This window comes from Streptomyces sp. NPDC030799 (assembly GCF_055572255.1).
Genome location: NZ_JBVIDS010000006.1, coordinates 98,261 through 117,829 on the forward strand (window position 1 = coordinate 98,261; position 19,569 = coordinate 117,829).

The 19,569-nt window shown below is 69.0% G+C and carries 13 protein-coding genes and 1 tRNA gene; 3 read left to right on the forward strand and 11 right to left on the reverse strand.

Annotation, left to right across the window (positions count from 1 at the left end):
• Nucleotides 1–175: 175 nt before the first annotated feature.
• The 9 genes from ACZ41I_RS16595 to ACZ41I_RS16635 form a co-directional block, all read right to left on the reverse strand.
• Entirely contained in the window at nucleotides 176–1,309 is a 1,134-nt protein-coding gene (locus tag ACZ41I_RS16595; RefSeq protein ID WP_399764888.1) for an LCP family protein, read from the reverse strand.
• A 196-nt stretch (nucleotides 1,310–1,505) separates the two neighbouring features.
• The gene (locus tag ACZ41I_RS16600) at nucleotides 1,506–3,263 is read right to left on the reverse strand and encodes a trypsin-like serine protease (RefSeq protein ID WP_468514450.1); all 1,758 of its coding nucleotides are present in this window, start codon (nucleotides 3,261–3,263) and stop codon (nucleotides 1,506–1,508) included.
• A gap of 161 nt (nucleotides 3,264–3,424) precedes the next feature.
• Entirely contained in the window at nucleotides 3,425–5,380 is a 1,956-nt protein-coding gene (rho, locus tag ACZ41I_RS16605) for a transcription termination factor Rho (protein ID WP_468514451.1), read from the reverse strand.
• A 404-nt stretch (nucleotides 5,381–5,784) separates the two neighbouring features.
• Complete coding sequence (thrB, locus tag ACZ41I_RS16610; RefSeq protein ID WP_399764658.1) at nucleotides 5,785–6,702, reverse strand: homoserine kinase; 918 nt, start codon at nucleotides 6,700–6,702, stop codon at nucleotides 5,785–5,787.
• Between the two features lie 239 nt (nucleotides 6,703–6,941).
• The gene (gene thrC, locus ACZ41I_RS16615) at nucleotides 6,942–8,006 is read right to left on the reverse strand and encodes a threonine synthase (RefSeq protein ID WP_468514452.1); all 1,065 of its coding nucleotides are present in this window, start codon (nucleotides 8,004–8,006) and stop codon (nucleotides 6,942–6,944) included.
• A gap of 6 nt (nucleotides 8,007–8,012) precedes the next feature.
• Entirely contained in the window at nucleotides 8,013–9,305 is a 1,293-nt protein-coding gene (locus tag ACZ41I_RS16620) for a homoserine dehydrogenase (RefSeq protein WP_468514453.1), read from the reverse strand.
• A gap of 143 nt (nucleotides 9,306–9,448) precedes the next feature.
• Complete coding sequence (gene lysA, locus ACZ41I_RS16625) at nucleotides 9,449–10,840, reverse strand: diaminopimelate decarboxylase (protein WP_468514454.1); 1,392 nt, start codon at nucleotides 10,838–10,840, stop codon at nucleotides 9,449–9,451.
• 54 nt (nucleotides 10,841–10,894) lie between these two features.
• Nucleotides 10,895–12,265 carry an ArgS-related anticodon-binding protein NrtL gene (nrtL, locus tag ACZ41I_RS16630; RefSeq protein ID WP_468514455.1) on the reverse strand — a complete coding sequence of 457 codons (1,371 nt, stop codon included), beginning with the start codon at nucleotides 12,263–12,265 and terminating at the stop codon, nucleotides 10,895–10,897.
• A gap of 157 nt (nucleotides 12,266–12,422) precedes the next feature.
• Complete coding sequence (locus ACZ41I_RS16635; RefSeq protein ID WP_399764646.1) at nucleotides 12,423–12,989, reverse strand: response regulator; 567 nt, start codon at nucleotides 12,987–12,989, stop codon at nucleotides 12,423–12,425.
• A 166-nt stretch (nucleotides 12,990–13,155) separates the two neighbouring features.
• Here ACZ41I_RS16635 and ACZ41I_RS16640 point away from each other — a divergent pair.
• Nucleotides 13,156–13,227 (forward strand) — tRNA-Arg (locus ACZ41I_RS16640).
• A gap of 785 nt (nucleotides 13,228–14,012) precedes the next feature.
• Here the strand turns inward: ACZ41I_RS16640 and ACZ41I_RS16645 are convergent.
• Nucleotides 14,013–14,840 carry an MBL fold metallo-hydrolase gene (locus tag ACZ41I_RS16645; RefSeq protein WP_468514456.1) on the reverse strand — a complete coding sequence of 276 codons (828 nt, stop codon included), beginning with the start codon at nucleotides 14,838–14,840 and terminating at the stop codon, nucleotides 14,013–14,015.
• Between the two features lie 1,712 nt (nucleotides 14,841–16,552).
• On the opposite strand from ACZ41I_RS16645, the gene ACZ41I_RS16650 reads away from it, so the two are divergent.
• A complete protein-coding gene (locus ACZ41I_RS16650; protein ID WP_399764581.1) occupies nucleotides 16,553–16,984 on the forward strand; it encodes a hypothetical protein in 432 nt (143 codons plus the stop codon).
• A gap of 1,841 nt (nucleotides 16,985–18,825) precedes the next feature.
• On the opposite strand, the gene ACZ41I_RS16655 is transcribed toward ACZ41I_RS16650, so the two are convergent.
• Nucleotides 18,826–19,218 carry a hypothetical protein gene (locus ACZ41I_RS16655; RefSeq protein ID WP_468514457.1) on the reverse strand — a complete coding sequence of 131 codons (393 nt, stop codon included), beginning with the start codon at nucleotides 19,216–19,218 and terminating at the stop codon, nucleotides 18,826–18,828.
• 125 nt (nucleotides 19,219–19,343) lie between these two features.
• Between ACZ41I_RS16655 and ACZ41I_RS16660 the strand changes: the two genes are divergently transcribed.
• On the forward strand, nucleotides 19,344–19,569 hold a 226-nt coding region (locus ACZ41I_RS16660), incomplete at its 3' end, for a hypothetical protein (protein ID WP_468514458.1).

Below are 19,569 nucleotides of genomic sequence, written 5' to 3' on the forward strand. Positions count from 1 at the left end.
TGTCTCCTAGGTTTCGGGAGGGCGCCGGGTCGCTGCAGCGGGCCTGCGGCAGCGTGAACCGGGGCCGACGTACCAGTCTGCCAGGACTGGGGCCATCCCCCAAAACCGGGGGCCACTGTTCTTTATTCCGGGTCTTCGTTCCGGGTCTTGTTCCGGGAGGGTGTCGGCCCGGCCCTCAGCCACTCACCACGCCCTTGGCCTCACCCGTGGCCGTGCCCTTCGTGGCCGACTTCGGGATCGGGCGGTCGTTCTTCAGGGCGTTCCACACCTGCTGGGCCTGCTGCTTCGCCATGAGCACGCGGTTGGGGTTCGCCGGGTCGTACCGGACCGGCATGGTGATCATGGTCATGTGCTTCGGGCCGATGCCCTTGAGGCCGTCCGCGAAGTCGATCAGGGAGTTGACCGAGCCGAGGTCGGAGTCGGTGGTGACGGTCTTGGTGGCGGTGTCGGCGAGGTCGTACAGCCTCTTGGGGCTGGTGAAGACGCCGACGTGCTTGACCTGGTTGAGCAGCGCCTTGACGAAGGCCTGCTGGAGCTGGATGCGGCCCAGGTCGGAGCCGTCGCCGACGCCGTGCCGGGTGCGGACCAGGCCGAGGGCCTGCTGCCCGCTCAGGGTGTGGGTGCCGGCCGGCAGGTTCAGGTGGCTCTGCCGGTCGTCGATGCTCTTCGTCGTGGTGACCGGGACGCCGCCGAGGTCGTCGATGAGCTTCTGGAAGCCCGCGAAGTCGACCTCCAGGTAGTGGTCCATGCGGATGCCGGTGATCGACTCGACGGTCTTCACCGCGCAGGCCGCGCCGCCGGTGCCGTAGGCCTCGTTGAACATCGAGCCGGACGCGGCCGGGTGCGTGGTGCCCTTGGTGTCGGTGCAGCGGGGCCGGTCGATCAGGGTGTCGCGCGGGACGGAGACCACGGCGGCCTTCTTGTGGCCCTCGTAGACGTGGACGATCATCGCCGTGTCGGAGCGGGCGCTGCCGTCGTCGGTGCCGCCGCCGAGCTTCTTGTTGGATCCCGAGCGGGTGTCCGAGCCGAGGACCAGGATGTTCTCGGAGCCGTTGTCGACCTTCGAGGGGCGGTCGTTGCCGAGTGCCTGGTCGATGTCGACGCTCTTGATGTTGCCGTTGAGCTTGAAGTACAGGTACCCGGCGCCCACACCGCCCAGCACCACCACACCGGCAGCCGTCCAGGCCGTGGCGAGCAGGGCCTTGCGGCGCGTGCTGCGGGCCTTGCGGCGTCGGCCCTTGCCTCGCGGGCGTGGACCGGTCTCGCCCGGCTCGGATATGACGGGCTCCGGCGTGCTCTGGGCGGACAACATCGCTCCTAGGTCTCGTCGGTCGGTTACCCCCTGCTGTCAGGGTCAGGCGCGGTCAGTACCGCTCCATCGTCGCCCCGCTGGGTCAGACGGAGAAACTCGGGAAAGAGTTGCACAACGCACCGTGCCCATCGCGTACGGCGATGGGCACGGTGCGTATGCGTTCAGTCCGGGCGTACGGCGCTCACCTGCGGCTTCAGCCCCAGATGTCGTACGCCTGGAAGCCGGTGCCGACCGAGATCCTTGTGGCAAAGATCTCGCTTGTGGCCTTTCCGGTCCCCTTGTACAGGTACAGGGTGCCGTCCGAGCCGCGGGCCAGGAAGTCGGCCCTGCCGTCGCCGCTCACGTCGCCGACCGCGTCGAAGGCGTTGTAGCCGGTCCAGGCGCTGCGCACCTTGATCCGGGCGGAGAAGGCGCCCGAGCCGGACTTTCCGGTGCCCTTGTACAGGTACAGGTCGCCGGTGCTGGACTGGCGGGCGAGCAGGTCGGCCTTGCCGTCGCCGGTGAGGTCGCCGTGTCCGCGCACCGAGTTGTACTGGCCCCAGCCGGTGCCGACCTCGACCCGGGAGCCGAAGGTGCCGTTGCCGTTGCCCGGGTAGAGCCACATCGCGCCACCGGAGTCGACGGAGAGCACGTCGGGCTTGTAGTCGCCGGTGAGGTCACCCGGGACGACGATCCGCTGGCGCGTCCCCCAGCCACTGAAGATCTTCGTCGTGGCCCAGGACCCGTCAGTGCGGGCACTGTTGAGGACGAAGTGGTCCCAGTACACATCACCGGTGGAACCGACCCGGTAGACGAAGTCCTGGTAGCCGTCGCGGTTGAGGTCGGCCTGCAGGACCAGGTTGGCGCCGCTCCAGTCGCCCAGGGAGATCCGGGCGCCGAACGAGCTGCCGGTGGAGTCCTTCTCGTAGCCGGTCTTCGTGGCGGAGCTGCGCACGAAGAGGTCGGCCTTGCCGTCGGTGTTGCTGAGGTTGGTGTCGTCGATCTGCGGGTAGGCCGCGCCGACGTACGTGGAGACCTTGGAGAAGACGCTGTAGTAGTCCTTCTCCACGCAGTCCTTCACGCCCCAGGAGACGACACCCACGATGCGGCCGCCCACCACGAGCGGCCCGCCGGAGTCGCCGTTGCAGGTCGCCTGGGTACCGGTGTCGCTGCCGGACTGCGTGCCCGCGCAGACCATGTGCCCCGCGATGAAGTCACTGCCGTAGACCCCGCTGCAGGTGCTGTCGGCGTGCAGGGTCAGCGTGTCGGTCTTCAGCGTCTGGGAGATGTCGTCGCTGGTGGAGCTGGTGCGGCCCCAGCCGTAGACCGTGGCGCTGGTGCCGCCGGTGTAGGACGCTGTGTCGCCGGAGGTGGTCATCCGGATGGGCGTGGCGCTGACCGGGACGTCCAGGGTGAGGACGGCGATGTCGTTGTCGATGGTCGTCGCGCTGTACGACGGGTGGTTCCACTGCCGCAGGACGCCGGTGGCCTGGCCGCCGTGCAGGTCCGTGCCGCCGCCGGCGTCGGTGGTGGGCAGCTGGTCGGTGCCGGTGACGACGGTGCCGTACTTGCTCCAGCTGTAGCCCTTGACGCAGTGGGCCGCGGTGAGGATCTTCGTCGGCGCCACGACCGAGCCGCCGCAGAAGAAGCCGACGTCGTCGCTGGTGTCGGTGGTGCCCTTGTCGTCGAAGTACCAGAGCTGGGCCATCCAGGGCGCCGAGGAGATGGTGGTCTCGTTGCCACCGACGATCCCCGGCGACATGGCCGACGGGCTGCTGCCGCTCGCGGCCGGCGAGTCGGTGGCCTCGGCGCCCGCGATCCGCTTCTCCAGAGTGGCCTGGGACGGCTGGCTGACGACGGGGCTGCCGCTCGGCTTCGGCAACGCGGTGGCGGCTCCGGCGGAGGCCGTCATCAGCGCGGCTGTGACGGCGGCGGCGACAGCGGCGGCACCGAGGGGCAGACCGACGCGCATACGGCGTCTGTGCCGCCTGGGCAGGGGCTTGAGCAAGGGAGTTCCCCCCACGGGAGAGGTGTGAGTCTGGTGGGGCGCCTGATGCGTCCCGTACCTCTCAGCGCCAAAAGGCCGCCCCCCGTCACTGATGGACGGGAGGCGGCCCCTGGACTCGCTTGCTCTCAGTCTCCGTTGCCCGGAGCCGGCGTCGTCTTCTGAATCTGCATCAGGAACTCGACGTTCGACTTGGTCTGCTTCATCTTGTCGAGCAGCAGCTCGATCGCCTGCTGCTGGTCGAGCGCGTGCAGCACCCGGCGCAGCTTCCAGACGATGGACAGCTCCTCGTTGCCGAGCAGGATCTCTTCCTTACGGGTACCGGACGCGTCCACGTCCACCGCCGGGAAGATGCGCTTGTCGGCGAGCTTGCGGTCGAGCTTGAGCTCCATGTTGCCCGTGCCCTTGAACTCCTCGAAGATCACCTCGTCCATGCGGGACCCGGTGTCCACCAGGGCGGTGGCGAGGATGGTCAGCGAACCGCCGTCCTCGATGTTCCGCGCCGCACCGAAGAACCGCTTCGGCGGGTACAGCGCGGTCGAGTCGACACCACCGGACAGGATGCGGCCGGAGGCCGGAGCCGCCAGGTTGTAGGCACGGCCCAGGCGGGTGATGGAGTCCAGCAGCACGACGACGTCGTGGCCCAGCTCGACCAGTCGCTTGGCGCGCTCGATGGCGAGCTCGGCGACCGTGGTGTGGTCCTCGGCGGGGCGGTCGAAGGTCGAGGAGATGACCTCGCCCTTGACCGACCGCTGCATGTCGGTGACCTCTTCCGGACGCTCGTCGACGAGGACGACCATCAGGTGGCACTCGGGGTTGTTGTGCGTGATCGCGTTGGCGATCGCCTGCATGATCATGGTCTTGCCGGTCTTCGGCGGGGCCACGATCAGACCGCGCTGGCCCTTACCGATCGGCGAGACCAGGTCGATGATGCGGGTGGTGAGCACGCCCGGGTCCGTCTCCAGGCGGAGGCGGTCCTGCGGGTACAGCGGGGTCAGCTTGTTGAACTCCGGGCGGCCACGGCCGTGTTCGGGCGCCATGCCGTTGACGGAGTCCAGACGGACCAGCGCGTTGAACTTCTCGCGGCGCTCGCCCTCCTTCGGCTGGCGGACCGCACCGGTGACGTGGTCACCCTTGCGCAGGCCGTTCTTGCGGACCTGGGCGAGGGAGACGTACACGTCGTTCGGGCCCGGAAGGTAGCCGGAGGTCCGGATGAAGGCGTAGTTGTCGAGGATGTCCAGGATGCCCGCGACCGGGATCAGGACGTCGTCCTCGGCGAGCTGCGGCTCGGCGATGTCGTCGCGGCCACGGCGGCCACGGCGGTCGCGGTAGCGCCCGCGACGGCCACGGCGGCCGCCCTCGAAGTCGTCGTCGTCCTGCTGGCGGTCCTGACGGCCGCCGCCCTGCTGCTGGCCCTGCTGCTGACGCTGCTGGCCGCCCTGCTGGTCGTCGCCCTTGTTGCGGCGGTCGCGGTCACGGCCGCGCTCACGGCGGTCGCGGCGGCCACGGCCCTCGCCGTCACCGGTGTCGCCCTTGGCCTCGCCCTGCTGCGGCTGCTGCACGGACGCCTCGGTCTTGGCCTCGGCCTTCGCCTCGGCGGCAACGGTCTCGGCGCTGCTCGCGGCCGGGCTGCCCGCCTCGGCGGTGGCACGGCGGCGACGGCGCTCGGTCGGGGCGTCGTCGGAGGCCGGCTGGCCGGGGATCTCGATCTGCTGCTGGGCCACGGCCTTCTCGGCGGGGGCCTCGGCCTTCTTCTCGCCGTCGGCGGCCTCACCCGTACGGGCCTTGGAGGTGGCGCGGCGCTTGGGCTTGGTCTCGGTGGCGGCCTCGGCCTTGGGGGCGGCGCCCCCTGCGGCCTGCGCCTCCTTGATGACCTCGATCAGCTGGCTCTTGCGCATCCGCGCGGTGCCCCTGATGCCGAGGCCCGAGGCGACCTGCTGCAGCTCGGCCAGCACCATGCCCTCGAGGCCGGTACCGCGGCGCCGCCGGGAGCCGGCACCGGTGGCAGGCGCGGAGGCGTCCGTGGCGGGCGCGGCAGCGGTCTCCTCGACACGTGCGCCCATCAGATCGGTGGTGTCGCTCACGAAGGGTCCTTCCCTGGAGCGGACGTCGGCCTGTCTGGCTCGGCGACCGGTTGTGCTGTCCGACTACGGTCCTGTCTTCCGTGAACCGTGCCGGGGCGGTGGTCCGCCAAAGCGGCGGAGGAAATGTGCGGTGATTGGCGCTTCCGCGAGCCGTGGCACCCAGTGTCACGTGGCGTGGTAGCACCGATTCCGGAGCGTGCCCGGCGGCCCGCTCAGTGTCCGCATACGACGTACTGCCCAGGTACGGCGCACGGAACACGGAGTGGCCCGGGAGGCTCCCGGAAGAATGTCTGTCCCGGACTGGGACACGAGGCACCTCGCCATGGTGGGGTCGGGTGCAGACTTGAGATTAACACTACCGGATCCAACAAACATTCCCCCTCTCCAAATCCGGCAACCGTGTGTCAGGTCGCAAGCGGCAGCACGCTCGCTCCCTGCAGGTCCAGGCTCAGCCGGTTGGCGGCCCAGTCGGGGCCGGCCAGGGTCTCCACCTTGTCGGCGGTACCGGCGTCGGCAAGGGCCATGACGGTGGGCCCGGCGCCCGAGATGACGGCCGGGACGCCCTCGGCGCGCAGCCGCTCCACCAGCGCGGCGCTCTCCGGCATGGCCGGGGCGCGGTACTCCTGGTGGAGGCGGTCCTCGGTGGCGGGCAGCAGCAGCTCGGGGCGCCGGGTGAGGGCCTCGACGAGCAGGGCGGCACGGCCCGCGTTGACGGCGGCGTCGACGTGCGGCACGGTGCGCGGCAGCAGGCCGCGGGCGGTCTCGGTCAGGACCGGCTTTCCGGGCACGAAAACCACCGGAACGATGGAATCGTTCGGCTCCATCCTGATGGCCCGGGCGGCGCCGGACTCCATCCAGGACAGGGTGAAGCCGCCGAGCAGACACGCGGCCACGTTGTCCGGGTGACCCTCGATCTCGGTGGCCAGTTCCAGCAGCGCCGCGTCGTCCAGGCGGGCCTCGCCGCCTATGGTCACGGCGCGGGCGGCGACGATGCCGGCGCAGATGGCGGCGGAGGAGGAGCCGAGGCCCCGGCCGTGCGGAATGCGGTTGGCGCAGACGATCTCCAGCCCCCGGGGCTGCCCGCCCAGCAGGTCGAAGGCGGTGCGCAGGGAGCGTACGAGAAGGTGAGACTCGTCACGCGGAAGGGTCTCGCTGCCCTCCCCCGCGATGTCGATGTGCAGCCCGGAGTCGGCCACCCGGACGACCACGTCGTCGTAGAGCCCCAGCGCGAGGCCGAGGGCGTCGAAGCCCGGGCCGAGATTGGCGCTGGTGGCGGGAACGCGCACCCGGACGGCGGCGGCGCGGAACGCTGGACCGGCCATCGCTCGTTGACTCTCCTTGAGCTGCGTGACTGTCGAAGACATTCGATGACGTACGGGGAGACCCTCGGGCCGCGCAGACGGCGCGGCGCTGCCCCGATGCGAGGGCATATGCAACGGGCGGGTTCAGTACAGCCTATCGAAGGAAGGTTCTGTGGCGACATAGGGCGCACAGGAGGCGCACGATGCGTGTCGTAAGCCCCCTGTGCACCCTGTCAGGGAAAACCCGGGTCGCCGGGCGCTCAGCCGAGGCCGAGGCCGAGGCGCTCGGCGGCGGCGGCCGCGTCGACCGGGACGGTGACCGGCTGCGGGGCGCCGGCGACGGCCCAGTCGGGGTCCTTCAGACCGTTGCCGGTGACCGTGCACACGATCCGCTGGCCCGGGTCGACCCTGCCCTGCTCGGCGGCCTTCAGCAGACCGGCCACCGAGGCGGCCGAGGCGGGCTCCACGAAGACGCCCTCCTGCGCGGCCAACAGGCGGTAGGCGCGCAGGATTTCACGGTCCGTCACCTCGTCGATGGCGCCACCGGACTCGTCGCGGGCCTGCAGCGCGTACTGCCAGGAGGCGGGGTTGCCGATGCGGATGGCGGTGGCGATGGTCGAGGGGTCCTTGACGACCTCGCCGCGCACGATCGGGGCGCTGCCGGAGGCCTGGAAGCCCCACATCCGGGGCGTCCGGGAGGCGATGCCGTCGGCGGCGTACTCCTTGTAGCCCTTCCAGTAGGCGGTGATGTTGCCCGCGTTGCCGACCGGGAGGACGTGGATGTCGGGCGCGTCACCGAGCATGTCCACGATCTCGAAGGCGGCCGTCTTCTGGCCCTCGATCCGCACCGGGTTGACCGAATTGACCAGCGCCACCGGGTAGTTCTCACTCAGCGAGCGGGCGAGCGTGAGACAGTCGTCGAAGTTTCCGTCGACCTGGAGGATCTTCGCGCCGTGCACGAGGGCCTGGCCCATCTTGCCGAGGGCGATCTTGCCCTGCGGCACGAGAACGGCCGAAACCATACCGGCCCGCACGGCGTAGGCGGCGGCGGAGGCGGAGGTGTTGCCGGTGGAGGCGCAGATGACCGCCTTCGCCCCCTCCTCCTTGGCCTTGCTGATGGCCATGGTCATACCGCGGTCCTTGAAGGAACCGGTGGGGTTGGCCCCCTCCACCTTCAGGTGGACCTCACAGCCCGTGCGCTCGGAGAGCACCTGCGCGGGCACGAGGGGCGTGCCGCCCTCGCGGAGCGTCACGACCGGCGTGGTGTCGGATACCGGCAGCCGGTCCCGGTACTCCTCGATGATTCCGCGCCACTGGTGAGTCATTGCTGGTTACTCTCCTTCAACCCGCATGATGCTGGCGACACCCCGCACGGTGTCGAGCTTGCGCAGCGCCTCGACGGTCCCGGTGAGGGAGGCGTCGGACGCGCGGTGGGTGACGACGACGAGGGAGGCCTCGCCGTCCTTGCCCTGCTGGCGCACCGTATCGATCGACACCCCGTGCTCGGCGAACACGGTCGCGACCTGGGCGAGAACACCCGGTTTGTCCGCGACGTCGAGGCTGATGTGGTAGCGCGTGACGACCTCGCCCATGGGCGAGACGGGCAGGGCGGCGTACGCCGACTCACCGGGCCCCGTTGCGCCGTTGAGCCGGTTGCGGCACACGGCGACGAGGTCGCCGAGCACGGCGGAGGCGGTCGGGGAACCGCCGGCGCCGGGGCCGTAGAACATCAGCTGACCGGCGGCGTCCGACTCCACGAACACGGCGTTGTACGCGCCGCGCACGGAGGCGAGCGGGTGGGTCAGCGGAATCATCGCGGGGTGCACGCGCGCGGTGACGGAGCCGCCGTCCGCGGCCCGCTCGCAGATGGCGAGCAGCTTGATGGTGCAGCCCATCTCCTTCGCCGAGCGGAAGTCGGCGGCGGTGACCTCGGTCATGCCCTCGCGGTAGACGTCGTCGAGGCGCACGCGCGTGTGGAAGGCGATCCCGGCGAGGATGGCGGCCTTGGCGGCGGCGTCGAAGCCCTCGACGTCGGCGGTCGGGTCGGCTTCCGCGTACCCGAGCGCGGTGGCCTCGTCGAGGGCCTCCTGATAGCCGGCCCCGGTGTTGTCCATCTTGTCGAGGATGAAGTTGGTGGTGCCGTTGACGATGCCCAGCACCCGGTTGACCTTGTCCCCGGCGAGGGACTCGCGCAGCGGGCGGATCAGCGGGATGGCACCGGCGACGGCGGCCTCGTAGTACAGGTCCTTGCCGTGGTCCTCCGCCGCGGCGTGCAGGGCGGCACCGTCCTGGGCGAGCAGGGCCTTGTTGGCGGAGACGACGGAGGCGCCGTGCTCGAAGGCGGTGGTGATGAGGGTCCGGGCGGGCTCGATCCCGCCGATGACCTCGACCACCACGTCGATGTCGCCGCGTTTGACCAGAGCGGTGGCGTCGGTGGTGACGAGTTCCGCGGGGATGCCCTCACGGACCTTGGAGGGCCGTCGTACGGCGACCCCGGCGAGCTCCACCGGGGCGCCGATCCTGGCGGCGAGGTCGTCGGCGTGCGTCGTCATGATGCGCGCCACCTCTGAGCCGACCACTCCACAGCCCAGCAGCGCCACCTTCAGCGGACGCGTACGCATCATCCGACCTCGTTTCCTCATACCGTCTACGGTTGGACCAGTCTCACTCACCGGACGGGAGTTTCTACCCTTCGTCCGGATCGTGAGACATCTATTTCATTTGTACGGGACCGGGAGACCGTAGATCTTCCGGCCTGCACAGGGGGTTACCCGACGTCGAGACGCAGGAGGTCCTCCTCCGTCTCACGCCGGACGATCACCCGGGCCTCGCCGTCCTTCACGGCGACGACGGGCGGCCGGAGCACATGGTTGTAGTTGCTGGCCATGGACCTGCAGTACGCGCCCGTGGCCGGTACGGCGATCAGGTCGCCCGGCGCCAGGTCGGCGGGCAGGAACGCGTCCTTGACCACGATGTCCCCGCTCTCGCAGTGCTTGCCCACGACACGCGCCAGCATCGGCTCGGCGTCGCTGGTGCGCGAGACGAGGGCGACGCTGTACTCGGCGTCGTACAGCGCGGTCCGGATGTTGTCGGACATACCACCGTCGACCGACACATACGTCCGCAGCCCGTCCAGCGGCTTGACGGTGCCGACCTCGTAGAGCGTGAAGGCGGTCGGACCGACGATGGCACGCCCGGGCTCGACGGAGATCCGGGGCGTCCGCAGCCTGGCGGCGTCGCACTCGCGGCTGACGATCTCCGTCAGCGCCTTGGCGATCTCGTGCGGTTCACGCGGATCGTCGGCACTGGTGTAGGCGATCCCGAGCCCACCGCCGAGATCGATCTCGGGCAGCTCGACCCCGTGCTCGTCCCGGATGTCCTTGAGCAGCCCGACGACACGGTGGGCGGCGACTTCGAAACCCGACATGTCGAAGATCTGCGACCCGATGTGGGAGTGGATCCCGATCAGTTCGAGCCCGTCGAGCTGCAGCGCCCGCCGCACGGCTTCCGCCGCCTGCCCGCCGGCCAGCGGAATCCCGAACTTCTGGTCCTCATGGGCGGTGGCGATGAACTCGTGCGTATGCGCCTCGACGCCCACGGTGATCCGAATCTGGACCTTCTGCCGCTTGCCCAGCGACTGCGCGATGTGGGCGACCCGCACGATCTCCTGGAAGGAGTCGAGCACGATCCGCCCGACACCGGCCTCTACGGCGCGGCGGATCTCCTCGGGGGACTTGTTGTTGCCGTGGAAGGCGATGCGCTCGGCGGGCATCCCGGCGGACAGGGCGGTGGCCAGCTCCCCGCCCGAGCACACATCCAGGTTGAGCCCCTCCTCGTGCAGCCACCGCACGACGGCACGGGACAGGAACGCCTTCCCGGCGTAGAACACGTCGGCGTCGGTGCCGAAAGCGGTACGCCACGCACGCGCGCGTGCCCGGAAATCGGCCTCGTCGAGGATGTAGGCGGGCGTGCCGTACAACTCGGCGAGCCGGGTGACGTCGACGCCGCCGACGGTGACGACCCCGTCGGCGTCGCGCGCGACGGTCTGCGCCCAGACCTTCTGGTCCAGGGCGTTGAGGTCGGCGGGCGGCGCGGAGTAGTGCCCCTCGGGCAGGACGTCGGCGTGACGGGGCCCGGCGGGGTGGGCGGAACGGCTCATGACGTGGCTCTCAGACTCTCTGTCTCTCTCCGGGGCGCATCTGCTCTGGCGCCCTCAGAGGTGTTCGGGTGCGTCGATGCCGAGCAGGGACAGGCCGCCGGCCAGCACCGTCCCGACGGCTTCGGCGAGGGCGAGCCGGGCACGGTGGGCGGCCGAGGGTTTCTCCTCGCCGCAGGGAAGCACGCAGGGCAGGAAGGGCAGCACGGCATCAGCGAGGGTGACGAGATGCCGGGCAAGCCGGTCCGGGGCGCGGTGGGTGGCGGCCGCGGTGAGGATGCGGGGGTGGTCGGCTAGGGGGGTTAGGAGGTGGTGGGGGGTGGGGGTGGTGCTGGGGGCGGTAAGAGATTGGGGACTGGAGGTGAAAGGGCCGTGGGTGTCGGGGCTGGGGGTGGCGGCGCGCTGGGTGCTGGAGGTGACAAGGCTCCCGGTGTCGGTGGTGACGACGTCGGGGGTGCCGGAGGTGACAAGGCTCCGGATGCCGGTGTCGGGGGTGACAAGACCCTGCGTGCTGGATGCGGCCAGGGCCCGCACACCGCCGACGGGACCGGGACCGACTTGGCCCACGGGACCAGGGCCGAATTGGCTCACCGGACCGGGACCAGGACCGGGACCGGCGGCGCTCAGGGGACGGGGATCGGCGACGCCCACGTGACCATGACCGGCGGGGCCCACGCGACCGGGATCACCGGCGCTCAGGGGACCGGGACCGGTGTCCCCCAAGGGGCCGGGTTCGGCGGTGAAGCCCAGGCGGGCGGCGTTGCGGCTGAGGGACCGGATCCGGGCGTGGGCGTACCGCACCAGGAACAGCGGATTGCTCTCCCGCTGGACGAGATGGTCGGCGGTGATCCGCGGCCGGTCGTGCGGCGCGGGATGGAGCAGAGCCCACCGGGCGGCGTCGGCACCGAGCGGAGCGGGGTCCTCCGGGGCAGGCACAGGCCGCAGATTGACGGGCTCCCCGTGCTCGACGGTGGCCCGCCCGCCCTGCGTACCGACGATCCGTACGACGGCGTCGGCGACGACCTCGGCCCGCACCTCGTACGGCACCCGCAGCGCGACCACCTGCCCGGCGAGGGCGTCACTGTGCCCGTAGGCGGCACCACGGGCCCGGATCTCCCGGACCAGCCCGGTGAGGGGGTCGGCCTGCGCGTCGAGGCTGATGTTGAGAAAGCCCGGCCCGGTGACGACGACGTCCCGGATGCCGTCGGCGCCGACGAGCCGGGACCGCAGCATCTCGGCGACCCGCAGCGGCGGCTGCCCGGCCGGCCGGGCGAGCTGCAGCGCGACGTTGGTGGCGAAGTCCCCACACCCTCCGGGCCCGGGCTCGGTCACCACGACCCTCTCGGGCAGGGCCACACTCAGCTCCCCGTCATCGACAGCACAACGCACCGCGCGCAGCACGGTGCGGGACAGCTCGACGGGGGTCACGGGACAAGCGTAGGGGAGGGAGGGGGTGGGTAGGCGAGGCGGTTCTCACTGTGGGACGGCCGGCAGACGGCGACTTCTGCCTCAGCACGCACTGCGCATACGGCGGACAGCCGAGCCCCCGAGCCATCCAACCGCCGCAGCAACCGCAGCCGCTTACCTAACCGCCGTACGAGATCCCACCGGTCACACCATCGGCGACCCCATCGGAAACCCCGCCGGAGAAACCGTTGGCAACGTCGTCCTCGCCGCCCCCTTCGCCGGCCCCATCCCCATCCCCGTCACTGTCGCTGTCCCCGTCACCGCCCCCACCCCGGTGACCTCCGTCCCCTCCACGCCCGTCTCCCCCGCTGCCGCGCTCAAGGAGCTGCTTGACGAGCCGTACGAGCTCGGCGGGCTCGAAGGGCTTGGCGAGGAAGGCGTCCACGCCGACGTCGAGACCGGTGTCGACCTCGTACTGGGTGCACGCGCTGATGATGGCAAGGGGCAGGTGATGGGTACGGGGATCGGCACGGAGGCGGGCGGCGGTGCGCAGTCCGTCCAGCCGGGGCATGACGACGTCGAGCGTCACGACATCGGGCCGCACCTGATGCACCACGTCCAGGCACTCGGCACCATCGGCCGCGGTCACGACCTCGAGCCCTTCCAGTTCGAGGTTGACCCTGATCAGCTGCCGGATGACCTTGTTGTCGTCCACAACAAGCACCCGACCCGAGGCGCCTGGCACAAGTCGAGAGTAGGTCCGGACCGGCCACCGCGTCCGGGTTTTCCCCACTTCCACCCCCTACAGGTGACCCGCCCCACCCCACCCCGGCAAACAGATTCCTGATCACCCCTCCGGACCTGCTAGTGTTCTACCCGTCGCCGCGAGCGAACAGCTCCGCAACCGACACGCCCCCGTAGCTCAGGGGATAGAGCAACGGCCTCCGGAGCCGTGTGCGCAGGTTCGAATCCTGCCGGGGGCACTCGCCGAGGATCAGCAAAAATCAAGCGCTGACCAGGGCGGATGCCGACATGAAAGAGCGGGAGACAGTCTCACTGTCTCCCGCTCTTTCTCGTTGTTGCGCACTGATCGCGTGTGAGGAGCGTCTGGGCCGCACGCCTGCCGGCCACCACCCTTCCTCGTGACTGCCCGCCTGGCACAGGTCAAGCATGGGGCCTCTGATTCGTAGCTCCATGCAGACCCGGTTCACCGCGGTCGCGCAACCCTCCTGAGCGGACCTTGCTGGCTGGGCCCGGTTGCTGTGCGTCCCTGATGTACGGGGCGGGGTCCGGTGGGAATGTGCATGCCTCTGGCTGGCAGGCATGCGATAAGGATCTTGCGTTCCGGGTTACAGCGCGCCGTGATCGTGCCCATGTTCACGGAGCGGCTAATCGAATCGTGCGTCTGCTGGGCTACAAGCCGCACTGGTTCACGAACATCAGCAACTCTCGGCCGGAACGCGCGCGTGGAACCCATACCTTCGATGGAGCCGTCGGGGGGATCGGCAACTCTTTCGCCGTGGCGTTGTTGCAGGTGGGCGAGCACTCAGCGTCCCGGTCGGCAAAAACACCCCCGTCTTGCCCGACGGCTGTCCCCTGAGCGGAAACCCATTGCGGGGGTGTGACTCGGGGATTCGTCGGCGCGACTGTGGCTCGTCTGTCGCTGGCAGTCGCCGTTGGTCAGCCTCGCACAAGCCAGGGACGGCCCAGAACTGATCTTCAAGAACCGTCTGTTGGTCAACGGCGGCCTTCCAGTGTTGAGCCGAGTTCACGCGAGACCGGTGAGGGGCGCGCCGGGTTGCCAGGAGACGGGCAGGACGACGTCGACGCCGTCACGGCGAGCCAGGGACAGCAGCCTGCGCATGGTGGTGTCAAGGTCGTCGAACAGGTAGGACATGGGACGCAGTGGCCGGTCCAGGCCGAAGAAAAAGTCGTCCCAGTGCACCAAGATGACCCGCTTGGCCCCGGTCTCGACCACGACCTCGTCCCAGTAGGCGTGGAGGAACTCGGCGGGCTGTTTGCCCAGCATGCCGACGCCCAGGTAGATGACGTCGACATGGTGACCACGAAGCGCGCCGGGCCGGTAGTTGGCACTGGCTTGCAGTAGCACGCGGCCATGGGGGTGGGTGACGAGCACGGAGTAGGCGGTGCCGGTCTTCCAGGCACCGACGCGGGCCGGCGGCACCAAGGGCCGGTCAACGGTGCCTGGGTAGTGGTCGCCTGGGCTGTGCACGGAGTCCAGGAAGGTCAGCGTGAAGCTGCCGTAGGTGACGGTGTCGCCGTCGCCGACCACCCGCAAGGACGACTCGGGGACCCCCAGGCCGCGTCCGATGTTGGCGGTGGACTCTGACCCGACCAGTTCGGCGCCGGTCTCCAGCGCCCACACCGGTGCGTCGAGGGCGTGATCGTAGTGGGAATGCGCGCACACCACGGCGGCGAGGGTGTCGGCCCGCAGCCGCTCGATGGCGGCACGGACCAGCGAGCGGTCCGGGGCGATCTTGCCCACTCCCACTCGCAGCATCCTCGGGCGGGTGATGAACCCGTCGCTGAGAACCGAGGTCCGTCCGTCCGACAGCAGCACTGAGCTGGTGCCCAAGAAGTGAGCGATCAGCCCCTCACGGTGGGTTGCAGCGCGCTGCTGGTAAGCCAGGTAGGGCCGCAGACTCGGGCGACCGATCGGCACCTTCATACGAGCATCCTCGGCCCCCAGGGGCAGGAGAGCCAGCGCGGGACCTCGTGTGCCCTCTCACAACGGTCCATTCTGCGAAGCCCCGTCCGCACGCGCTGGTAAACCGCCACGAGGCCCGGACTTCCTCTCAGGACTCGTTCCCACCCGTACCGAGTGGCTTGTCATGCAGCCCTTGAGCCCGCGGCGTCAGGGACCGCCTGATGCCGCTGCTCGACCACGCTCAACTCCACCAGCACGGCCCCGGCCCTCCCGGCTGGCGGATCAGACGCGCACAGCCAAGCCAAGGCAAGCGGTGTCAAGCATCAGGTAAAGCCACAACGTCAAGCATCCACCGAGACAAGACAGCATCACGACGAAGCCTGAGTAACAACTTTCTCTACGGGTTCAAGGCTCGCTGCGCTCGCTCGTCCGGCGGTCATTGGCGGTCTTGGATCATCGCCAACCCGACCACCGCACACTCCGCCCAAGCGCATCAACGGCCGCGGCCGGCCCCCACGCCACCGCCACCACGATCCGGCCTCAGGAAGGGAAAGACGCTACAGCAGCTCGACCCCAACGCCCCGACTCCGAGGCCACCGTGCACCCTTTCCACCCGGTTGCCTACAGCCAGTAGGTCGGATCAGGACCCGAGGGCCGCGCCAAGCGCGGCGGCCACATTTCAACACGGGCACGGGGACCAACGGTGATTCCCAACCGGGCAGGTCAAAGACGCTTTGTGTTCCCGCAAGAGGCCGGATCGTGGTGGCGGTGGCATGCGGGCCGACGCTGCCAGATGCGCGAACGTTCATACGGCCCGCTGATCCCGCACCAGGCAGCCTGTCGGACTGCAGGCGCGGCCAAGACAGGGAGAAACCCCACTGTGGCTGGGGCCGGTCGGCTACACGGCTTTAGCCACCTCCCCGGTCCGGGTCCCGTGTCGAGCAAGACCAGGGGGCCACTCGTGCACATTGCGGGCAGGTCCAAAGCCTGCCCGAGTTGCCAGCCAGCGTACGGCCCCCTGATCATGCTCGACCCCAGACCGGGCAGGCCACCGCCCCCCAAAGTAACGAGCCGTCTGATCGCTTATGGATTCGTCCACTTGAGTGACGACGGGCTGATTGAATGTGGCAATAGTTAGCCATGTCTACCGAGCGACAGTGAGAGTTCACCACTGTGAAGGAAGCGCCATCCCAGACAACAGGAGTACCGTCCGCATTCGTCCCCGCTCAGCGGAGCCCGGTACCTTCGCCAGGTTCGAACGTGCTAAATGACGTACTTGTCCGGGTTCGGGCGCTGGATCCCGCGCTAGCCCTCACACTCGCCCGCGAGGTCGCCGCGGCGCGCAGGCCGATGCGCGCCACACAGAGGGACCGGAGTGACCCCACCGTCCTTGGTGGACTCATCCCGATCAGCCTGACCGCCTTCTAGATCGTCCGTCTGCTGGCCCTGATGAACCGTCAGGCACAAGTGAGCGGCGGATCCGTCACGGTCTGCACTCGTTCTGACGATGCCGCTTCCACCAAGCTGTTGTCCGCAGCGAGCACCGCGATCTACAACCTGAAGCGGGTGAACAATCGTTCGTGCGCTGTATAGTCCCAGCACTCGCCGGGCTGTCCGAGCGAGCACAGGGAGGAAGTCAAGTGCGTGGAAAAACTGCGGCCTTTGCCGTAGCTGTTTGCCTCGTCACCGGAGGATCGCTCGCCACCGCGACCCCCGCATCAGCGACGGTGGATCCCCCCGGCGGCACCTGGGACCACACATGGCACACAACGGACGCCTCTCCTTACGGCGGCACGGTCTACGTCGAAGAGTACGGCGACGTCGTCGAGGTCTGCGACACGGCCGCGGACGGATACAACGCCAACGCATGGGTCTACCAGTCCACCGGTACGTATTACGTGATCACAACGTCCGGAGGCAATGGATCATGCGCCACCGCGCGGGCTTCGGACGGGGTGGGTTACCACAACCTTCCGGAGAACGAGACATTCCATGTCAACGTCTATACATGCAACAACCCTGATGCGCCCTGCGCGCACCAATCTGACCACACTTTCCTCAACGACAACTGACCCGGATCTGCGGATAGTCCGGGCGGCGGCTGACTGCCCTTGGCATTCAACCCCCGATGATCGTTTTTGGGGTATTCGTTAGAGCTGGTCACCCTGCATGGCGGTCTTCCTGATGTGGCGACGGCCTCCGCTTCACGCGGTGGAATGTCGACTCACGCGCCGAGTCAGGTCTCGGCTGAGGGATCTTGAACGGGTGAGGGCCTTCCGGTTCGGTGTGGATTGCGACGCCTATACCAGCCGAAAGGCCCTCCTGCCCCACCGTAATGCACCCCTGGCCAAGTCCGAGCGGCTGCGGCTGGCCGCTGCGCCGGGCCGCGGAACGCGTCCAGATCTCACCCGCCACCGCCCAGCGGTGGGCCGCCCGAACGAACCTGGTGCCTCACCTTCTGGTGGACGGTGGCGGACGGTTCCGGTCGCGTACCAAGTGCCACGGCCAGCCGCCGTCCCGGATACGGATCGCGTCGCCGCATGAGACCGAGGCCTGCGCCGAACTGGGCAAGGGCTCGAACCGTAGGTGCTGTGTAGTACAGCAGCGAAGTACAGCAACCACTGCGGCCAAGCACAGAACTGAGAGAACGCACACGGCCGCGCGACCTCCCCGGGAGACCTCTACAACCGGTCTGCCGCAAATTCGCATCGAGGGGCACCAGCTAGCCACGCCCGCCTCGCCTAGGGTCAGCAGTAATGAGGCGCTGGCCAAGGTGGATGCCGAAACGAAAGAGCGGGAGCTCGTCTCACTGTCTCCCGTTCTTCTTGCTGTTGCCCACTGATCGCGTGTGAGAAGCGCATGGGCCACACACGTCGGCGCCCGTGGTCGTGACGAGGGTTGTTCCATCGCTCTACTGCACCAGCCGGAAGATCGCACATGCAGGTCGATGCTGACCTGCCTGAGCTGTGGTCTGCGGCTCCCGCTCGCACGCGGTTCCTTGCTGCCCCCGAACGCCGCAGAGAACTTCCCTGACTTGTGCGTCCGCCGCGGAGATTCTGGAGGCTCGCCTACTTCGCAGCAGCGTGTCCCGTGTAGGTCGAGCCGGAGGGTTGGGCACTGCGAAGCCTGTTTGTTGGCCGGCTCGACTACACCGCGTTCCTTCTCGTGATCGGCTTGGTCGCGCTGCATCGGTGCGACAGCCGTGACGTACCGGAGGTCGTGAGAGCACGGGGCCTCGGTGGGAGAACAAGTAGCCCAAGCAAGCCCTGGATTTCATGGCCGCGTCAGCCGGTGGTTGGGGCGGGCGTGACGGCCGGGTACGGGTGTCGTGTCCGGCGCTGTTGGGGTCACCCGTAGATGCCGGTTTCCCTTCTCATGCGCTGGGTCGCACCGTACGCAGGGCACGGTCCCTGATGAACCGGGCACCGGAACGTGTCGGTCACCACCCGCCATGGACATCGCCCTTCCGCCTTGGCAGGAGCGCCGCACTTCGCCGCGCTGTTTCCCCCTCCGGTGTCGACAGTCGTGGGTGGAGCTCTGGGAACCGGCGACTGGGTGCGTGCGGCGCCGTTCGCTCGGCTTGGTGGCTCGTCCTGCCGGCTTCCCTCGGTCACGTCACTGCGCGGGCTGAATGGCGTCGCGACAGGTTGGTCCGGGCGCCGCAGCTTGGCGGGCTAGTTCAAGAACGTGAGTTGCGCTCCTCGAAGATCATGGCCCCGGCGTCGTGCTTTACCGGGCAGGTCCACCGAGTGCCCGACGCGCCGGAAGCTTACGGGGCCATGATCATTCGTGGCGAAGCCGCTCCAGTCCAAAGCCACTCCAGCCCGAAGCCACTCCAGCCCGAAGGCGCTCCAGTCCAAGCCGCTCCAGTCCAAGCCGCTCCGCCGACCTCAGGGTCGACGTCACAAGGCCGTTACCGCCCGGCCCCGCCGGAAGAGCGGTGGCCGGGGCCGGAGCCGCCGACGGTTTCGTGGGTGCCGCCGCTCCGGGAGGCCGCGTGGTGGTTCAGCACCTTCATGATCTCCGAGGCCAGCACATCTGCCAGAGCGGGCGCGAGAGATTCTGCCAGTGCGGTCGCGAGGGTCTGCGCGAGCAGCACCCGTTCCAGTTCCGAGGAACGGGACGGCGGCTGGGAAAGGAACGCCACGGCCGCTTCCATCAGGGCCCCCGCCAGTGGGTCCTTTCCGTGCTTGACACCGGTGCCAGTGTGGGGGATTCCGGCATCGCGCACGATTTCCTCGAAGATCTCGTCGACGAAGGCCCCCAAGGGGTCCCGTTCCGATTTGTCGCCGGACTCAGCTGCCATTGTGTTTCCTCAGGTCTTCGGTTGCCGTACGGGGCCTGCCCCCCGATGCCGGCGGCTGCCGGGATCGGGGGGCAGAGTGTCGTTGTTCCCTGTCAGCGGCGCATGAGCGCCGCGAGGAGGAGCGGGTGCTGGATCAGCGACTCACCGCGCTCCTCACGCCGACGACGCATGAGCGCCGCAAGGAGAAGCGGATGCTCGATGATCGACTCCTCACCACCCTCCTCACGCCGACGGCGCATGAGCGCCGCGAGAAAGAGCGGGTGCTGGATCAGCGACTCACCGCGCTCCTCACGCCGACGACGCATGAGCGCCGCAAGGAGAAGCGGATGCTCGATGATCGACTCCTCACCA

Coding starts and splice junctions, on each gene's coding strand:
- lysA (WP_468514454.1), bottom strand. CDS start 10,840: ATGAGCCGTTCCGCCCACCCCGCCGGGCCCCGTCACGCCGACGTCCTG.
- thrC (WP_468514452.1), bottom strand. CDS start 8,006: ATGACTCACCAGTGGCGCGGAATCATCGAGGAGTACCGGGACCGGCTG.
- ACZ41I_RS16655 (WP_468514457.1), bottom strand. CDS start 19,218: ATGGCAGCTGAGTCCGGCGACAAATCGGAACGGGACCCCTTGGGGGCC.
- ACZ41I_RS16600 (WP_468514450.1), bottom strand. CDS start 3,263: ATGCGCGTCGGTCTGCCCCTCGGTGCCGCCGCTGTCGCCGCCGCCGTC.
- ACZ41I_RS16620 (WP_468514453.1), bottom strand. CDS start 9,305: ATGATGCGTACGCGTCCGCTGAAGGTGGCGCTGCTGGGCTGTGGAGTG.
- thrB (WP_399764658.1), bottom strand. CDS start 6,702: ATGGCCGGTCCAGCGTTCCGCGCCGCCGCCGTCCGGGTGCGCGTTCCC.